Here is a 15,169-nt window from a genome sequence, read left to right on the forward strand (position 1 = left end):
GTGTCCGGGGTGGTGGCGTCGGAGCGTCCGGTGCCCTTGCCCGCGCCCGGGGGGCGGGGGAGGAGGGACTGGAGCGGTGCGACTTCGTCCTCCATGGCGTCGAAGACGGAGCTGACCTCGTCGCGGACGTCGGTGAGCTGGACGGGCAGCCGGTCGCGGAGGCTGCTCCAGGCGTCGCGGTGCGAGCGGGAGAAGGTGTCCAGGGTCTGGATGGGGCCGATCGCTCCGTCGCGCTGGTAGGCGGAGTGGAGCAGTCGGTGGCCCTCGGAGGCGTCGTGGGACATGCCGTTGAGCGCGCGTCTGACGGCGCCGAGGGATTCGTGGTCGAGTGCGCCGGACCGGCCGCGCTCCATGAGTCTGCGGGCTTCGCTGAGCCGGGTGGAGGCCTGGTCGAGGTAGGCCTCGCCGCGGTCGGCGTCGCCCTTCGCCATGCCGAGGCTGATGTCCTCCATCCCGCGTTTCAGTCCGTAGAGCGAATCACCGGGGAGGGCGTCGGAGCTGGCGGCTGCCACGCCGCCGAACGCTCCCGCGGCCACGCCGACGGTGAGCCCGCCGGCCGTGAGCCCCTTCGCCCAGCGTGAGCGGGGTCGCAATTTCCGCAGTGGTGAGGCCCGGTGGGCCCCCTTGCCCCGCTGCACGGGCACCGTAGCGCCCGTGGACGCGCCGCCCTCGGCGAACATGGTCTCCATGGCCGCGACGAGCTGGGCTCGCTGCACCATTTTGACCTCGGGGTCCAACTGCGGCTTCGGTAGCTCACCGAGGCCGTTCGCCAGGGCCAACAGCGGTTCGCGGTCGGCCTGGTCGGCCGGTTCCGCGGGCTGTACGGCCGCCGCACCCTGGGGGGTCTGGTCTTCCAGGGCCTGGGCGAAGGCGTTCGCCCGCCGGTGTGCCGAAACGTTTGCGATCACTGGCGGCACCTCCTCTCGTCATGACGGTCGACTCCCCTGGCGGTCCGGAAGGTTGCACACCTTGAGCGTTTCCACTCGATGGAGTGAGTGGCTACGGACAGGGGGTGACGACAGGGGGCCTGCAACCGGCACAACGAGGCGCTCGGCACTTGGGTTACGCACGAAAGATGATCGGACCAGTGCGTGACGGGACGGTCACGCAGAGGTCGGATCAGCGGGCGTCGTCCGGCAGGAGCCGGGCGAGCGTCCGCACGGCTCGGTACTGGAGGGTCTTGATCGCGCCCTCGTTCTTGCCCATCACCCGGGCGGTCTCCGCGACCGAGAGGCCTTGGAGGAACCGCAGGGTCACGCACTCCTGCTGTTGGGGGTTGAGTCGCCGCACGGCCTGGAGCAGAGCGGCGTTGGAGAGGGACTCCAGGACGGAGTCCTCGGGGCTGCGCGCCACCTCGTTGGCGTCGAGCATTTCGCCGGTGGTCACTTCGAGTCGGAAACGACTGGATTTGAAGTGGTCGGCGACCAGGTTGCGAGCGATCGTGACCAGCCAGGCGCCGAAGTCGCGGCCCTGCCAGGTGAACGTGGAGATGCGGCGCAGCGCGCGGAGGAAGGTCTCGCTGGTGAGGTCCTCCGCGGTCGCCTTGCCGCCCACGCGGTAGTAGATGTACCGGTACACGGTGTCGCTGTACTGGTCGTACAGGCGGCCGAAGGCATCCGCCTCACCGGCCTGTGCGCGCTCGACGAGATCCATCATGCGCGCGCTGTCGCTGTCGGCGGTGGGACGGCGGACGGTCGACGTGGTCGAGGCGGCGCGGGTGCCGCGTCTTCCGACCGCCGCACTGCGTTCGGCCAGGGCGTAGCAAGGGCCGGCAGGTGCAGGGGTGGCAAATGCGGGGACGGCGTACGCGGTGGGGACGAAGCCGCGCAAGCGGTCAATGACCGATGCACGCAGCGTAGCCAGGCCCGAGGCGTCAACCCCGACGTGTGGGTACACGGGACTCCCAGAGGCAGAGCTTCCATCACGAGCAGTTCGAAAAACGTCACTCGTGGTAGCGAGTGGCGGGTTCCGTGATGCGTCTGAGGAGAATAACGCTTCGTGCAGGCAGCGCTACACCCAGTTGTCTAAATCACCGGTTCCGTCGCTTCTGTTATCACTAAGTGACGTATCAAGTAGCACATGGTGACCGTTTATTGATCGGATTACTTCGTGATCTGTCTACGGGGGCGACGGGTTGTGGCCGGGCGCCGGCGATCCGGCTGGCCGGAGGGGGCGTCGCCCGTGCCGGTGGACCGGATCGCGATCGGACGTCCGGCTCCGGGCGTGGCTGCGCCCCGTGACCGTTCGTGGTGGACGGGCACGGGGCGCGGAGGGTGCGGAAGGGCCGCGGGTCAGCGGCGGCGGCGGTGCAGGGCGACGGCGGCGGCGGTGCCGCCCGCGAGCGCGCCGACCCCGGCGGCGGCAGGGATGCCGACCTTGGCCGCCTTGCGGCCGGTGCGGTAGTCGCGCAGTCGCCAGTCCCGGGCGCGGGCGTACTTGCGGAGCTTGGCGTCCGGGTTGATCGCGTAGGGGTGGCCGACCAGCGAGAGCATCGGGATGTCGTTGTGCGAGTCGCTGTAGGCGGCGCAGCGCTCCAGGTCCAGGCCCTCCGCGGCGGCGAGGGCGCGGACGGCCTCGGCCTTGGCGGGGCCGTGCAGGGGTTCGCCGACCAGGCGCCCGGTGTAGACGCCGTCGACCGATTCGGCGACGGTGCCGAGCGCGCCGGTCAGGCCGAGGCGGCGGGCGATGATGGTGGCGGTCTCCACGGGGGCGGCGGTGACCAGCCAGACCTTCTGTCCGGCGTCCAGGTGGGCCTGGGCCAGGGCCCGGGTGCCGGGCCAGATGCGGTCGGCCATGTACTCGTCGTAGATCTCCTCGCCGATCGACATCAGCTCGGAGACGCGGTGGCCCTTGACGATGGACAGGGCGCTGTCGCGGGCGTCCTGCATGTGTTCGGGGTCCTCGACGCCGGCCAGCCGGAACCAGGCCTGCTGCCAGGCGAACCGGGTGAGCTCGCGGCGTTCGAAGAACTTCCTCTTGTAGAGGCCGCGGCCGAAGTGGAAGATCGCCGCGCCCTGCATGACGGTGTTGTCGAGGTCGAAGAAGGCGGCGGCGCGGTCGTCCCCGGCGACGGGGAACGCGGGCTCCTCGGGAGGTGCCGCGTCCGCTTCTTCCGGGGCCTTGGTCAGGAGGGCGGATTCGTCGTCGGCGGCCGAGGTCTTGCGCGCGGCCTCGGCGGCGGCCTCGCCTGCCAGGACGCTCCGTGCGGTAGCGGAACGCCTACGGGGTGTGAGCCATCCAAGAGCGGCCATGCCGTGAGCATAGCCAGTCCGTCCGCACGTGCCCGACCTGCCGCGATGCGTGGGCGTGAACGCTGCGGGTCGGAACGGTGAATCGGGTGATTCCGGGCGGTCCGGGGTGGGGGCGCGCGGGCGCGGAAAGTGAGCACCGCGGGCTCGGGAAGTGAGCGTGGCGGGCGCAGAATGAAGGCATGAGTGCTCTGCTGCGACGCAAGAGGAAGAAGCCCGCCGAGCGGGTGGTCACGCTGGTGGGGAAGCCCGGGTGCCATCTGTGCGAGGACGCGCGGGCGGTGGTGGGCGCGGTCTGCGAGGAGACCGGTGCGTCGTGGGTGGAGAAGGACATCACCGAGGACGAGGAGCTGTACAAGGAGTACTGGGAGCAGATTCCGGTGGTGCTGATCGATGGCGAACAGCACACGTTCTGGCGCGTGGACCCGGCCAGGCTGCGCAAGGCGCTGGGTGCGGACGCGAAACCCGGTTAACATTGCGGGCGTTTTGAGTGGCCTCGGGGGCTGAGTTGTGAGGAGTGTGTACTGCTTTGCCCCCTTCGAGGCTGCAACGGGCCGATGCGGTCCCCGGTTCCGGGATCGCGCGGGGAATGTGCGTGACCCCGGTCACTTTGACCAGACAAAACGGACACAATCTTTGTGCACGCGTTCACAAAGACATAGCCTGCATTCGACGGGGCGGTCCTGGGACATACGGCCGCCTGCAGCCCCGCTCATCCCGCAGGAGCACCGTGGCAACTGGCCGAACTCACCGACCGGCGACCCGTAGCCGAGGAATTCCCGAGGCCACCGTCGCCCGACTTCCGTTGTATCTGCGCGCCCTGACCGCGCTCTCCGAGCGATCGGTCCCCACGGTCTCCTCCGAGGAGCTGGCCACGGCGGCCGGGGTCAACTCGGCGAAGCTGCGCAAGGACTTCAGCTACCTGGGGTCCTACGGCACCCGGGGTGTCGGGTACGACGTCGAGTATCTCGTCTACCAGATCTCGCGCGAGCTCGGGCTCACCCAGGACTGGCCGGTCGCCATCGTCGGCATCGGTAACCTCGGCGCGGCCCTCGCCAACTACGGCGGCTTCGCCTCCCGCGGCTTCCGGGTCGCGGCGCTGATCGACGCGGACCCCGCCATGGCCGGTACGCCGGTGGCCGGGATCGCCGTCCAGCACACGGACGACCTGGACCGGATCATCAGCGACAACGGTGTGTCCATCGGTGTGATCACCACCCCGCCCGGCGCGGCCCAGCAGGTCTGCGACCGGCTCGTCGCCGCCGGGGTGACCTCCATCCTGAACTTCGCGCCGACCGTGCTGTCGGTGCCCGAGGGCGTCGACGTGCGCAAGGTCGACCTCTCCATCGAGCTCCAGATCCTCGCGTTCCACGAGCAGCGCAAGGCCGGCGAGGACTCCGCCGCCGAGGACGAGGGCGCGCCCCCGATGCGCGCCACGCCCGCGAGCCGGAAGGGACCTGACGGGGACATGCCCGCCGTGATGCCGGCATGAGCCTCCTCGTCGTCGGACTGAGCCACCGCAGCGCCCCCGTCTCCGTACTGGAGCGGGCCTCCCTCGCTGTCGAGACCCAGGCCAAGCTGCTCCAGGACACCCTCGCCGCGGAACCCGCGACCGAGGCGGCCGTGCTGGCCACCTGCAACCGCATCGAGCTGTACGCCGACGTGGACAAGTTCCACGCGGGCGTCGCCGAGCTGTCCACCCTGCTCGCCCAGCACAGCGGCGTCGGTCTCGAGGAGCTCACTCCGTATCTCTATGTGCACTACGAGGACCGGGCCGTCCACCACCTCTTCTCGGTGGCCTGCGGCCTCGACTCGATGGTCGTCGGCGAGGGGCAGATCCTCGGTCAGATCAAGGACGCGCTCGCGCGCGGCCAGGAGCTGCACACCGCCGGACGGCTGCTGAACGACCTCTTCCAGCAGGCCCTGCGGGTCGGCAAGCGCGCGCACAGCGAGACCGGGATCGACCGGGCCGGGCAGTCGCTCGTCACCTTCGGACTCCAGCAGCTCGCCGCCGGCGCCGACCCCGAGCGCTGGGCCGACGGCAAGCGCGCCCTGGTCATCGGCGCCGGATCCATGTCCTCGCTGGCCGCCGCGACCCTCGCCCGCACCGGTGTCGCCGACATCGTCGTCGCCAACCGGACCCGCTCCCGCGCGGACCGTCTGGTGGAGATCCTCCAGCACGGCGACGACACGGCGGTGCGCGCCCGGGCCGTCGAGATGTCCGCGGTCGGTGACGAACTGACACGTGCCGACATCGTCGTCTCCTGCACCGGTTCCACGGGCCTCGTACTCACCGCCGACGCCCTCGCCGACGCGCTGGGCGTGGCCCTGGACGCCGCGCCCGAGCGGCCGACGGTCACCGTCACCCCGGCCCCGGCCGACGTCGACCAGCACGCCGCCTGGGTGGAGAACGGTTCCGCCGCCTCCACCGCGGGGGCCGGTCCGGCGACCGCGCTGCGCCGCGTCACCGTGCCCGCACAGTCGACCGGCCCGGTCCGGCTTGCCCTGCTCGACCTTGCCATGCCGCGGGACATCGATGGCGCCGCCCACCGCATCGACGGTGTGCGCCTCGTCGACATCGAGTCGCTCGCCGAGGCGTCCGCCGACGCCCCGATGGCCGCCGATGTGGACCGGGTCCGCACCATCGTCTCCGACGAGGTGGCCGCCTTCGGCGCCGCCCAGCGCGCCGCGCACGTCGCCCCGACCGTGGTCGCCCTGCGCACCATGGCCGCCGGTGTGGTCGCCGGCGAGATCGCCCGGCTGGACGGCCGCCTTCCCGACCTGGACGAGAAGCAGCGCGCCGAGATCACCCAGACCGTGCGCCGCGTCGTCGACAAACTCCTGCACGCGCCCACCGTGCGGGTCAAGCAGCTCGCCAGCGAGCCCGGCGGCGCCGGGTACGCGGACGCGCTGCGAGAACTCTTCGACCTCGACCCGCAGACGGTGGCCGCCGTCTCCCGGGCAGACCTGAACGACCCGAATAGAGGGCGGTCATGACCGACAACTCATCCCCGGGCGCGCGGAACCCCGCGCCGCTCCGGCTGGGAACCCGGCGCAGCAAGCTCGCCATGGCCCAGTCCGGACTCGTCGCCGAGGCGGTTCGCGAGGTGACCGGGCGCGCCGTCGAGCTCGTCGAGATCACCACGTACGGGGACACCTCCCGCGAGCACCTGGCGCAGATCGGCGGCACCGGCGTGTTCGTCGCGGCCCTGCGCGAGGCGCTGCTGCGGGGCGAGGTGGACTTCGCCGTCCACTCGCTCAAGGACCTGCCGACCGGCCAGCCCGACGACCTCGTGCTGGCGGCCGTGCCGCAGCGCGAGGACCCGCGCGACGCGCTGATCGCCCGGGACGGGCTGACCTTCGGGCAACTGCCCGACGGCGCCCGCGTCGGCACCGGTTCGCCGCGCCGCATGGCGCAGCTCAACGCGTACGCCCGTTCCCACGGACTGCGGATCGAGACCGTCCCCATCCGGGGCAACGTCGACACGCGGATCGGGTTCGTGCGCGACGGGGAGCTCGACGCGGTGGTTCTCGCCGCCGCCGGGCTCAGCCGTCTCGGCCGGAGCGGTGAGGTGACCGAGTTCCTGCCGGTCGACACCGTCCTGCCCGCTCCCGGCCAGGGAGCACTGGCGATCGAGTGCGCCGCGTCCAGCGCCGACCTCGCCGCCGCGCTCGCCGAGCTCGACGACCCGTACACCCGGGCCGCCGTGACCGCCGAGCGTGCCCTGCTCGCCGCCCTGGAGGCCGGCTGCTCCGCACCTGTGGGTGCGCTGGCCGACCTCCTGGTCGACGGACAGGTTGTCAACGAACTGCGCCTGCGCGGAGTCGTCGGTACCACCGACGGTTCCTCGCTGGTACAGCTGTCCACCACCGGTCCCGTCCCCACGTCGCACGACGACGCGGCGGCCCTCGGTCGCGAACTCGCCGCCGAGATGCTTGCCAAGGGTGCGGCCGGTCTTATGGGGGAGCGAGCACTTTGAGCCCCACCGGCCCCGCCGCATCCGACTTTCCGGCCCTGTCCGCCCAAGGGCAGGTCACCTTCCTCGGCGCCGGTCCCGGCGACCCGGGACTGCTGACCCTGCGCGCCGTCGAGGCGCTCGCGAGCGCGGACGTCCTTGTCGCCGAGCCCGATGTGCTCGACGTCGTTCGCAGCCATGCGCGGGCAGGCGTGAGCACCCCTGAGCTGACCGTCGTTGACACCTCGTCAACAACCGTCGGTGTACCCGTTCTCAGGGATGCGGCCAATCTTGTCATGGAGGCCGCCAAGGGCGGCAGGCGGGTGGTCCGTGCTGTCGCGGGCGACCCGGGCCTGGACGGGAACGCGGGGGCGGAAATGCTGGCCTGCGCCGCCGCCGGGGTGCCCTTCGAGGTCGTTCCGGGCGTCGCGAACGCCGTCGGCGTCTCCGCGTACGCGGGGGTGCCGCTGCGTGACGCGCAGGGTGCGGACGTCCGCTTCGTCGACGCCCGTACCGCCTCCGACCGCTGCTGGAGCGAGGTCGGCGCGAGCGACGCGACCGCCGTCGTCTCCACCACGCTGGACTCGGTGGCCTCCGCCGCCGGCGAGCTGGTCTCCGCGGGCCGCAAGCCCGACACCCCGCTCACGGTGACGATCGCGGGCACCACCACCCGCCAGCGCACCTGGACGGCGACCCTCGGGACGATCGCCCAGGTCTTCAAGCAGGCCAAGGTGCTGCCCTCGCCCGAGGGTCACCGGCCGGTCATAGCCGTGGTCGGAGAGCGCAGCTCCGCCGCCCAGCGCGACCAGCTCGCGTGGTTCGAGTCCAAGCCGATGTTCGGCTGGAAGGTGCTCGTCCCGCGTACGAAGGAGCAGGCCGCGTCGCTCTCCGACCAGCTGCGTTCCTACGGTGCGGTGCCGCACGAGGTGCCGACGATCGCCGTCGAGCCGCCGCGTACGCCCCAGCAGATGGAGCGCGCGGTCAAGGGCCTGGTCACCGGGCGCTACGAGTGGATCGCCTTCACCAGCGTGAACGCCGTCAAGGCGGTCCGGGAGAAGTTCGAGGAGTACGGGCTCGACGCCCGGGCCTTCGCCGGGATCAAGGTCGCCGCCGTCGGCGAGCAGACCGCCGCCGCCCTGGTCGACTTCGGCGTGAAGCCGGACCTGGTGCCGTCCGGCGAGCAGTCCGCCGCCGGGCTGCTGGAGGACTGGCCGCCCTACGACCCGGTCTTCGACCCGATCGACCGGGTGTTCCTGCCGCGTGCGGACATCGCCACCGAGACCCTGGTGGCCGGGCTCATCGAGCTGGGCTGGGAGGTCGACGACGTCACCGCGTACCGCACGGTCCGCGCCTCGCCGCCGCCGGCCGACACCCGTGAGGCGATCAAGGGCGGCGGCTTCGACGCGGTCCTGTTCACCTCGTCCTCGACGGTGCGCAACCTGGTCGGCATCGCGGGCAAGCCGCACAACGTGACCGTGATCGCGTGTATCGGCCCGGCCACCGCGAAGACCGCCGAGGAGCACGGCCTGCGGGTCGACGTGCTGTCCCCGGAGCCGTCGGTGCACAAGCTCGCCGAGGCGCTCGCCGCCTTCGGCGCGCAGCGCCGGGACGCGGCGAAGGAAGCCGGTGACCCGGTGACCCGGCCGAGCGAGCGGCGCCCGGGTGCGCGCAGGCGTCGGACGACGACGTAGGAGCAGTACGTGGACGAGTGGGCCCGGTCGCTTCGGCGGCCGGGCCCGCCGCCGTTTCCGGGGCCGGCCGGCGGGGCCGGTGGCCGCTTGTTCGCGGGCCTTTCCCGGCGCGGGTGTCGGTAAGACCTGACTGCGTACAGGTCTATCGTCGAAGGATGACTGCGTACGGAAACTTCCCCGGCTCCCGCCCCCGGCGGCTGCGGACGACCCCGGCGATGCGGCGGATGGTCGCCGAGACACGGCTCGACCCCGCGAACCTGATCCTGCCCGCGTTCGTGCGGGAGGGCATCGACGCCCCGGTCGCCATCTCGGCCATGCCCGGCGTGCACCAGCACACCCTGGACACCCTGCGGAAGGCTGCCGTCGAGGCGGTCTCGGCCGGGGTCTCGGGGATCATGCTCTTCGGTGTGCCGGAGGACGCGAAGAAGGACGCCCGGGGCACGGCGGGCACGGACCCGGACGGCATCCTCCAGCTCGGACTGCGGGCGGTCCGCGAGGAGGTCGGCGACGACCTGGTCGTGATGTCGGACCTGTGCCTGGACGAGTACACCGACCACGGCCACTGCGGGGTCCTCGACGGCGACGGCCGGGTGGACAACGACGCGACCCTGGAGCGGTACGCGGAGATGGCCCAGGTCCAGGCGGACGCCGGGGCCCATGTGGTGGGCCCCAGCGGGATGATGGACGGCCAGGTCGGCGTCGTCCGCGACGCCCTGGACCAGACCGGGTACGAGGACGTGTCGATCCTCGCCTACACCGCGAAGTACAGCTCGGCCTTCTACGGCCCCTTCCGCGAGGCCGTCGGCTCCTCGCTGACCGGCGACCGCAAGACCTACCAGCAGGACCCGGCCAACGCCCGCGAGTCGCTGCGGGAGCTGGCGCTTGACCTGGAGGAGGGCGCGGACATGGTCATGGTGAAGCCCGCCGGACCGTATCTGGACATCCTCGCCAAGGTCGCGGAGTCCGTGGACGTGCCGGTCGCGGCGTACCAGATCAGCGGCGAGTACGCGATGATCGAGGCCGCCGCCGAGCGGGGCTGGATCGACCGGGACAAGGCGATCCTGGAGAGCCTGACCGGGATCCGGCGGGCCGGGGCGCAGATGATCCTCACCTACTGGGCGACCGAGGCCGCCCAGTGGCTCGGGCGGGGCGCCCGGCGCTGAGCCGGTCCGCCCGGCCCGTCGTGGTTCACGGCCCACCCGCTCCGGTCTCCTGGAGCCGGTGGGCCTCCTCGATGGAGAAGCGGGCGCTGTCCCGTACGAGCGGGTCCTCGTCGGCCCGTGCGGTGGTGTTCAGGACCGTGGCGACGACCGGGTCGGCCGTGTAGGGGGCCAGCGACATCGCCGCGTACTGCCGGACCAGGTCCTCCTCCGGGTCCCGCAGGGCCCTGAGCAGGGCGCGGCCCGCCTCGTGGCGCAGAGCGGGATCGGCCGGGGGCCACAGGCGCAGGACGGTGGCGCTCTCGACGCGGGCGAGGTCGTATTCGCCGGGGTCGGCGACGACCGAGACGAGGAACGGCAGCGCCTGGGCGTTGGCGTCCAGTTCGGTGATGATCTCGCGCTTGCGGTCGCTGTCGGCGGGCAGCGCGCGGAACTCGGCGATCAGGCGTTCCGCGGCTTCGGCCGCTTCCGTGGCTTCGGTCGCGGAAGCGGCTTCCGTCGTGGTCGTGAGGTTCGTGTCGTTCATGGGGGTGGACACTTTCTGTCAGGGCCAGTCGACCAGTGCCATGAATGCTACGAAAGTGACCCCGACGACGGTGGGGGCGGTGAGCGCCAGGCCCACGCGCCGGGCGGCGTAGCGGAGCTGGTGGGGGACGGCCCAGGTGGCGATCAGCACGATCAGGGCGAGGATCAGGCCGATCCACAGGACGGTCCACGCGGTGGTGAAGCTCGCGTCGAAGCGGTCGGCGGCCGCCCCGTTGCAGGAGTCGCACGCCATCGGGGTGAGGCCTCCGATGAACAGCGCGACGAGCCCCATCGGCAGCGTCGCGAGCGTGGAGATCAGCGGGGCGACCCACGCGCGGCGGTCGGGGGCGTGCGTGGGGCCGGTCGCCGGAGTGCTGTCGCCGTCGTGGCTGTTCTCGCTCATGCGTCCGAGTCAACCTCCGGGGTCTGCCGCCCGCATGAGTACGAGGGCTCAGTCCACGGTGGTCCGGTCGGCGCGGGCCTCCGCCCAGGCGTGTGCCGCTGCCAGTTGGCCGTCCGTGAGGGCCGGGCGGACCTGGTCCGGGTAGCGGAACACGTAGTGCTCGCGGGCGGTCCTGAGCCCGATCGCGCGGGCCGCGTCGGTGAGCCGGGGGTCGTCGGCGACCTCCTGGGCGCGCCGCAGCCAGCTGTGGCTGCGCGGGTCGACGGCGTAGTGCCAGAGCGGCTGGGACGGATCGGCCACCCCGATCAGGACCCGGTGCAGCACGTACGCGCGGATACCGCGCTGCCCGATCAGCCGCTCGGCGACGAGCAGGGGGTGGGTGCCGTCGAGCCGGGCGCGGAGCAGCACCCAGGTCATCAACTGCCCGTTGTCGTCCGCGCCGGAGGCCACGAAGTCCCACAGCTCGGCCGCCTTCGCCTCGTCCGGTGCGCCGAGGTGGGTCAGCAGCCGGACCGGGGTCTTCCAGAGCGGCTTGGGCTTCGCCCACCAGGCGGTGAGGGCGGGGGCGGCCGGGTGGTCCAGGTCGAGGGCGAGGCAGGTCAGGGTGACCAGGGGGTGACGCCACTCGGTGTACGTGGTGCGGTACTGCTTGGTCAGCTCCTTCTTCCAGCGCGGCAGGAGCGCGTCGAGCTCGGCCTCGCCCGCCTCGCCGTGGGCGTGGAGCAGTTCGAGGCAGAACGCGATGCCCTGGACACCGGTGGACGGGTCGGCCACCCGGTCGCGCAGCCACTGGACATCGGCGGGGGCCGGGGTGCGGTAGCGGTGGTAGAGGTCGCCGAGCCCGCCCTCGTAACCGGTGAGATCGGGGCCGGTGCCCGCGAGCAGGTCGTCGCGGGCGGCGTCGTAGCGGTCGGCGGCGGCGAGCACGTCGGCCTCGGTGCCGCCGGGGTGCCGGGCCGCCTGCTCCCGTACGTGGGCGACCTGGTCGTCCGCCCTGCGCGCGGCGGCCCTGCGCAGGGGGCGCGGCAGGTCGTCGTCGGTGGCGAGGCGGACGGCGGTGAGGGCCGCGAACGCCTGGGCGGCCGTGTGGTCCGCGGTCGGCCGGGCGGCCCGCCAGTCCGCGGTGATGGTGGCACTGAGCGCACCGAACAGGCTGCTCAGGGAGGTCTCGGGGGCGTGGTGCGCGGTCAGCTCCGCGGCGAGCGCGTCGGCGGTCCGTACCGGGTCGGTCCCGTGGACCGCCCGGTGCACGTCGAGCCAGGCGTGGATCGCGTGGGGATGACCGGTGAGCGACCACCCGCGCAGGATCTCCAGGGCCCGGGGGGAGGGGGCCGCGCCGAGGGCGTCGGACGCCTGGGGGCCGAGGCTCGCCGCCGTGGCCCAGGCCTCCTCGTGGCCGTGGCGCAGCAGGGCGTCCAGCAGGGCCGCCCAGGCGGGCCACTCGGTGAGCCGGCCGGCGTACTCCTGCCGCCAGGCCGGCAGGAGCCGTGACGTCTCCTCGGGGCTCAGTGCCCGTCGTGACTCCAGTGCGGTGACGAATCCCGCCGCCCCGGACAGCTCCACCGGATCGTGCAGCCGGTCGTGCAGCCAGCGTTCCTCGGCGGCGGTCAGCGGGGCGTCGTGGTGGCGGGGCCGGCCGGGCCGGTTCACGAGGGGGCTGCGGAGCCGGTCCAGCAACTGGCGTACTCCGGCCGTGTCCTCGGGGTCGGGGAGGCCGTCGTCGTCCCTCTCCGTGACCTTGTCGATTCGGAACGCGCCCTGCGGGCCGCCGTCGATGACCCGGTAGCCGGCCGGGCCGTCGCCGAGGCCGGCGGCGACCGTGGCGTGGTCGCCGCCCCAGTGGACGTACAGCTCGCCCTTCAGGCCGCCGGAGCGGTCGAAGGCGGAGTGGGACTGCCAGTGCCAGTAGGCGAAGGAGGTGCCGGTGGGGAGGGAGCGGGTCGCGAACAGCTCGGCCGCGTCCTCGTGGCCGTCTGACTGGGTGTAGCGGCTCCGGGTCGGTGGCGGGAGGACGGCGAAGCCGCCACCGCCGAGCGTGCGCCACCATCTCCTGATGCTGCTGAGGTCCGACCGCTGACCGGCCGGTCGGCTCTTGCCCGCTACCGTCGTGTCTAGTCCCACCAGAACGACCACGCTTCCTGGTTGAGCACGGCCTTCTCGGCGTACGCGTCGAGGTCGTACGGCGGGGACTGGTCGATGTTGTCCGGGCAGAACGCGTAGTGCTCGGCGGCCAGGGCGCGGGCCTCCTCGATCGTGGCGGGCGGGCGGCCCACGGAGACGGTCATCGTGTCGAAGCCGAGCACCACGACCCGGGCGTCGTAGCGGTCCTCCCAGGAGCGGAGCACCGCGCAGAGCCGGGCCACGTCGTTCTCGTGGTTCATCGGGCCCGACCAGCCGATCGCCGCCGGTATGTCGGCGCTGCGGCGGGCCGGGACGAGGGCCATGCGGGCCCCGCCGAGCCACGCGTCCGCGTCGGCGGCGATCACGCCCGCGAGTCCCGCGGCCACCGTGTCCGCGTCCTCGGCCGCCTCCCGGGCGGGGACGGGCGCGAGGCCGGGCCAGGGGCCGGGGCCCTGGGAGCCTTCCGTGCCCGATCCGGTGTTCTCCGGGGCCACTTCGTCGGCCGCGTAGTCCGTCCAGTAGCCCGCGAGGACCTCGTCGGCGTCGTGGTCGCCGGGATACGACGTGCCGTCCGGGCAGAGGTCCCACTCCTCGGGCCACTGGTCGCGCCGGCCGCCCGTGACCAGCACCGGGAGCAGCCCGAGCCGTCGCCCGCCCGCTCGCAGCCTCGACCAGTCGCGCAGGTCGGCCGGGCCGTCCGCGTACCAGAGGAGCGGCTCGTGCCAGGGGCCGTCCAGCGTGGCGTCCACCAGGGAGCCGGGCGGGAGGTCCAGGCCGGAAGTGGCCAGGGAAGGGAGTGGATTGGGGAGCGTCGCCATGGTGGGGAGCCTAGGCCGCGGCACTGACAACGTGCCCGGCAGAGCCCCTCTTGCCGGTGCGGATAGTGCCGGTGCGGCTGCTGGACGGGGTCGGACGGGACCTCACCGGTTTCCTCGCCCTGGCCGTCGGCTGGGTCCGCCTCCACCTGTCCGACCACGCCGAGCCCGTCATCGACGTACCCGCCCGGGTGCTCGCCGTACCCGCGAACGGCGGCAATCAGCCGACCTCTTGACCGTCGCGACGGGCCCGGGGTCCGAAAGCCGGTGCAGGGCGGGGGTGGCTGGATAATGATGTCGGGCATGAGTTTGTTCGTCGATGATCCCGCGCGTCTCGGAACCACCCGCCTCTCCGACGGGAGGATGCTCGGCTGGGCCGAGTGGGGGCCCCAGGACGGGCTGCCCGTCCTGCTCTCGCCCGGTGCCGCGACCAGCCGGTGGCTGGGGATCGGGGCCGGGGCCGTCGAGACGGAGGGCGTCCGGCTGGTCTCGGTGGACCGTCCCGGGCTCGGGGTCTCCACGCCCGCGCCCGACCGGACCTTCGCCGACTTCGTGCACGACGTAGGGGAGTTGACCGCGCTGCGCGGACTGGGCCCGCGTCCGGCGATGCTCGGGAACTCCCAGGGTGCGCCCTTCGCCCTCGCCTGCGCGGCGGCGGGCGCCGTCTCCGCGCTCGCGCTCGTCTCGCCCGCCGACGAGGTCGCCGCCCCGGAGGTCGCCGCCGCGCTGCCGGACGACCTGCGGGGCCTGGTGGCGCGGGTGGCGGAGGACCCGGTCGGGGCGGAGAAGGTGTTCGCCGGGTTCGACGCGGACGCGATGCGGCGGATGGTTCTGGCCGGAAGCCCGGCGTGCGACCTCGTCGTGTACGAGGACCCCGGATTCGCCGCCGCCTACGGCCGCGCACTCGACGAGGCGTTCTCCCAGGGCGCGGCGGCCGGGTACGCCCGCGACACCGTGCTCGCGATGGGGCGCTGGCCGATCGACCTCGGCGCGATCACCGTCCCGGTCGAGGTCTGGTACGGCGAGGAGGACGTCTCCCACTCGCCCGACCTCGGCCTCCGGCTCGTCTCCCGTATCCCCGGGGCGCGGCGCACGGTCGTGCCGGGGGTCGGTGGCGCGCTGCTCTGGGCCACCGCCGAGCCGATCCTGGCGTCGCTGGCGGAGACCGTACGGCCGGACGAGCCGAAGGAGCGGGACTGGCGGGAGGAGCTGGACCGGCGGGGGACCGTACGGGGGAGACGGCCGGGGGC

At 72.7% G+C, this 15,169-nt stretch carries 15 protein-coding genes; 8 read left to right on the forward strand and 7 right to left on the reverse strand.

Annotated features, from left to right (window positions below):
• The 3 genes from HET64_RS25890 to HET64_RS25900 all read right to left on the reverse strand — a co-directional run.
• The coding region (locus tag HET64_RS25890) for a DUF5667 domain-containing protein (protein WP_215109509.1) at nucleotides 1-908 on the reverse strand (908 nt) is incomplete at its 3' end.
• 211 nt (nucleotides 909-1,119) lie between these two features.
• Complete coding sequence (locus HET64_RS25895; RefSeq protein ID WP_003968333.1) at nucleotides 1,120-1,896, reverse strand: ECF subfamily RNA polymerase sigma factor, BldN family; 777 nt, start codon at nucleotides 1,894-1,896, stop codon at nucleotides 1,120-1,122.
• A gap of 395 nt (nucleotides 1,897-2,291) precedes the next feature.
• A complete protein-coding gene (locus HET64_RS25900; protein ID WP_215109511.1) occupies nucleotides 2,292-3,251 on the reverse strand; it encodes an HAD family phosphatase in 960 nt (319 codons plus the stop codon).
• A gap of 179 nt (nucleotides 3,252-3,430) precedes the next feature.
• Here HET64_RS25900 and HET64_RS25905 point away from each other — a divergent pair, with 179 nt between their 5' ends.
• The 6 genes from HET64_RS25905 (at nucleotide 3,431) to hemB (ending at nucleotide 10,058) form a co-directional block, all read left to right on the forward strand.
• A complete protein-coding gene (locus HET64_RS25905) occupies nucleotides 3,431-3,721 on the forward strand; it encodes a glutaredoxin family protein (RefSeq protein WP_215109513.1) in 291 nt (96 codons plus the stop codon).
• 257 nt (nucleotides 3,722-3,978) lie between these two features.
• Complete coding sequence (locus HET64_RS25910; RefSeq protein ID WP_003968336.1) at nucleotides 3,979-4,740, forward strand: redox-sensing transcriptional repressor Rex; 762 nt, start codon at nucleotides 3,979-3,981, stop codon at nucleotides 4,738-4,740.
• Complete coding sequence (locus HET64_RS25915) at nucleotides 4,737-6,245, forward strand: glutamyl-tRNA reductase (protein WP_215109515.1); 1,509 nt, start codon at nucleotides 4,737-4,739, stop codon at nucleotides 6,243-6,245. The genes HET64_RS25910 and HET64_RS25915 overlap by 4 nt, the downstream gene beginning before the upstream one ends.
• Entirely contained in the window at nucleotides 6,242-7,228 is a 987-nt protein-coding gene (gene hemC / locus HET64_RS25920) for a hydroxymethylbilane synthase (RefSeq protein WP_215109517.1), read from the forward strand. Before HET64_RS25915 ends, hemC begins: the two co-directional genes overlap by 4 nt.
• Entirely contained in the window at nucleotides 7,225-8,895 is a 1,671-nt protein-coding gene (locus HET64_RS25925) for a bifunctional uroporphyrinogen-III C-methyltransferase/uroporphyrinogen-III synthase (protein WP_215109519.1), read from the forward strand. Before hemC ends, HET64_RS25925 begins: the two co-directional genes overlap by 4 nt.
• 155 nt (nucleotides 8,896-9,050) lie before the next feature.
• Nucleotides 9,051-10,058, forward strand: coding sequence for a porphobilinogen synthase (gene hemB / locus HET64_RS25930; RefSeq protein ID WP_215109521.1), 1,008 nt, complete (start codon nucleotides 9,051-9,053; stop codon nucleotides 10,056-10,058).
• Between the two features lie 25 nt (nucleotides 10,059-10,083).
• Here hemB and HET64_RS25935 read toward each other — a convergent pair whose 3' ends face one another.
• Genes HET64_RS25935 through HET64_RS25950 form a run of 4 tightly spaced genes read right to left on the reverse strand, consistent with a single transcriptional unit; the run spans nucleotide 10,084 to nucleotide 13,922 of the window.
• The gene (locus tag HET64_RS25935) at nucleotides 10,084-10,581 is read right to left on the reverse strand and encodes a hypothetical protein (protein ID WP_215109523.1); all 498 of its coding nucleotides are present in this window, start codon (nucleotides 10,579-10,581) and stop codon (nucleotides 10,084-10,086) included.
• Between the two features lie 18 nt (nucleotides 10,582-10,599).
• Complete coding sequence (locus tag HET64_RS25940; RefSeq protein WP_215109525.1) at nucleotides 10,600-10,983, reverse strand: hypothetical protein; 384 nt, start codon at nucleotides 10,981-10,983, stop codon at nucleotides 10,600-10,602.
• Between the two features lie 48 nt (nucleotides 10,984-11,031).
• A complete protein-coding gene (locus tag HET64_RS25945; protein WP_215109527.1) occupies nucleotides 11,032-13,116 on the reverse strand; it encodes a hypothetical protein in 2,085 nt (694 codons plus the stop codon).
• Entirely contained in the window at nucleotides 13,095-13,922 is an 828-nt protein-coding gene (locus HET64_RS25950; RefSeq protein ID WP_215109529.1) for a DUF4253 domain-containing protein, read from the reverse strand. The genes HET64_RS25945 and HET64_RS25950 overlap by 22 nt, the downstream gene beginning before the upstream one ends.
• A 56-nt stretch (nucleotides 13,923-13,978) precedes the next feature.
• On the opposite strand from HET64_RS25950, the gene HET64_RS25955 reads away from it, so the two are divergent.
• Nucleotides 13,979-14,155: a hypothetical protein gene (locus tag HET64_RS25955; protein ID WP_215109531.1), complete on the forward strand. Its 177-nt coding sequence runs from the start codon at nucleotides 13,979-13,981 to the stop codon at nucleotides 14,153-14,155.
• Nucleotides 14,156-14,222: 67 nt separating this feature from the next.
• On the forward strand, nucleotides 14,223-15,169 hold a 947-nt coding region (locus HET64_RS25960), incomplete at its 3' end, for an alpha/beta fold hydrolase (RefSeq protein ID WP_215109533.1).

Source organism: Streptomyces sp. McG3 (assembly GCF_018619185.1).
In the GTDB taxonomy this organism is placed as follows: domain Bacteria; phylum Actinomycetota; class Actinomycetes; order Streptomycetales; family Streptomycetaceae; genus Streptomyces.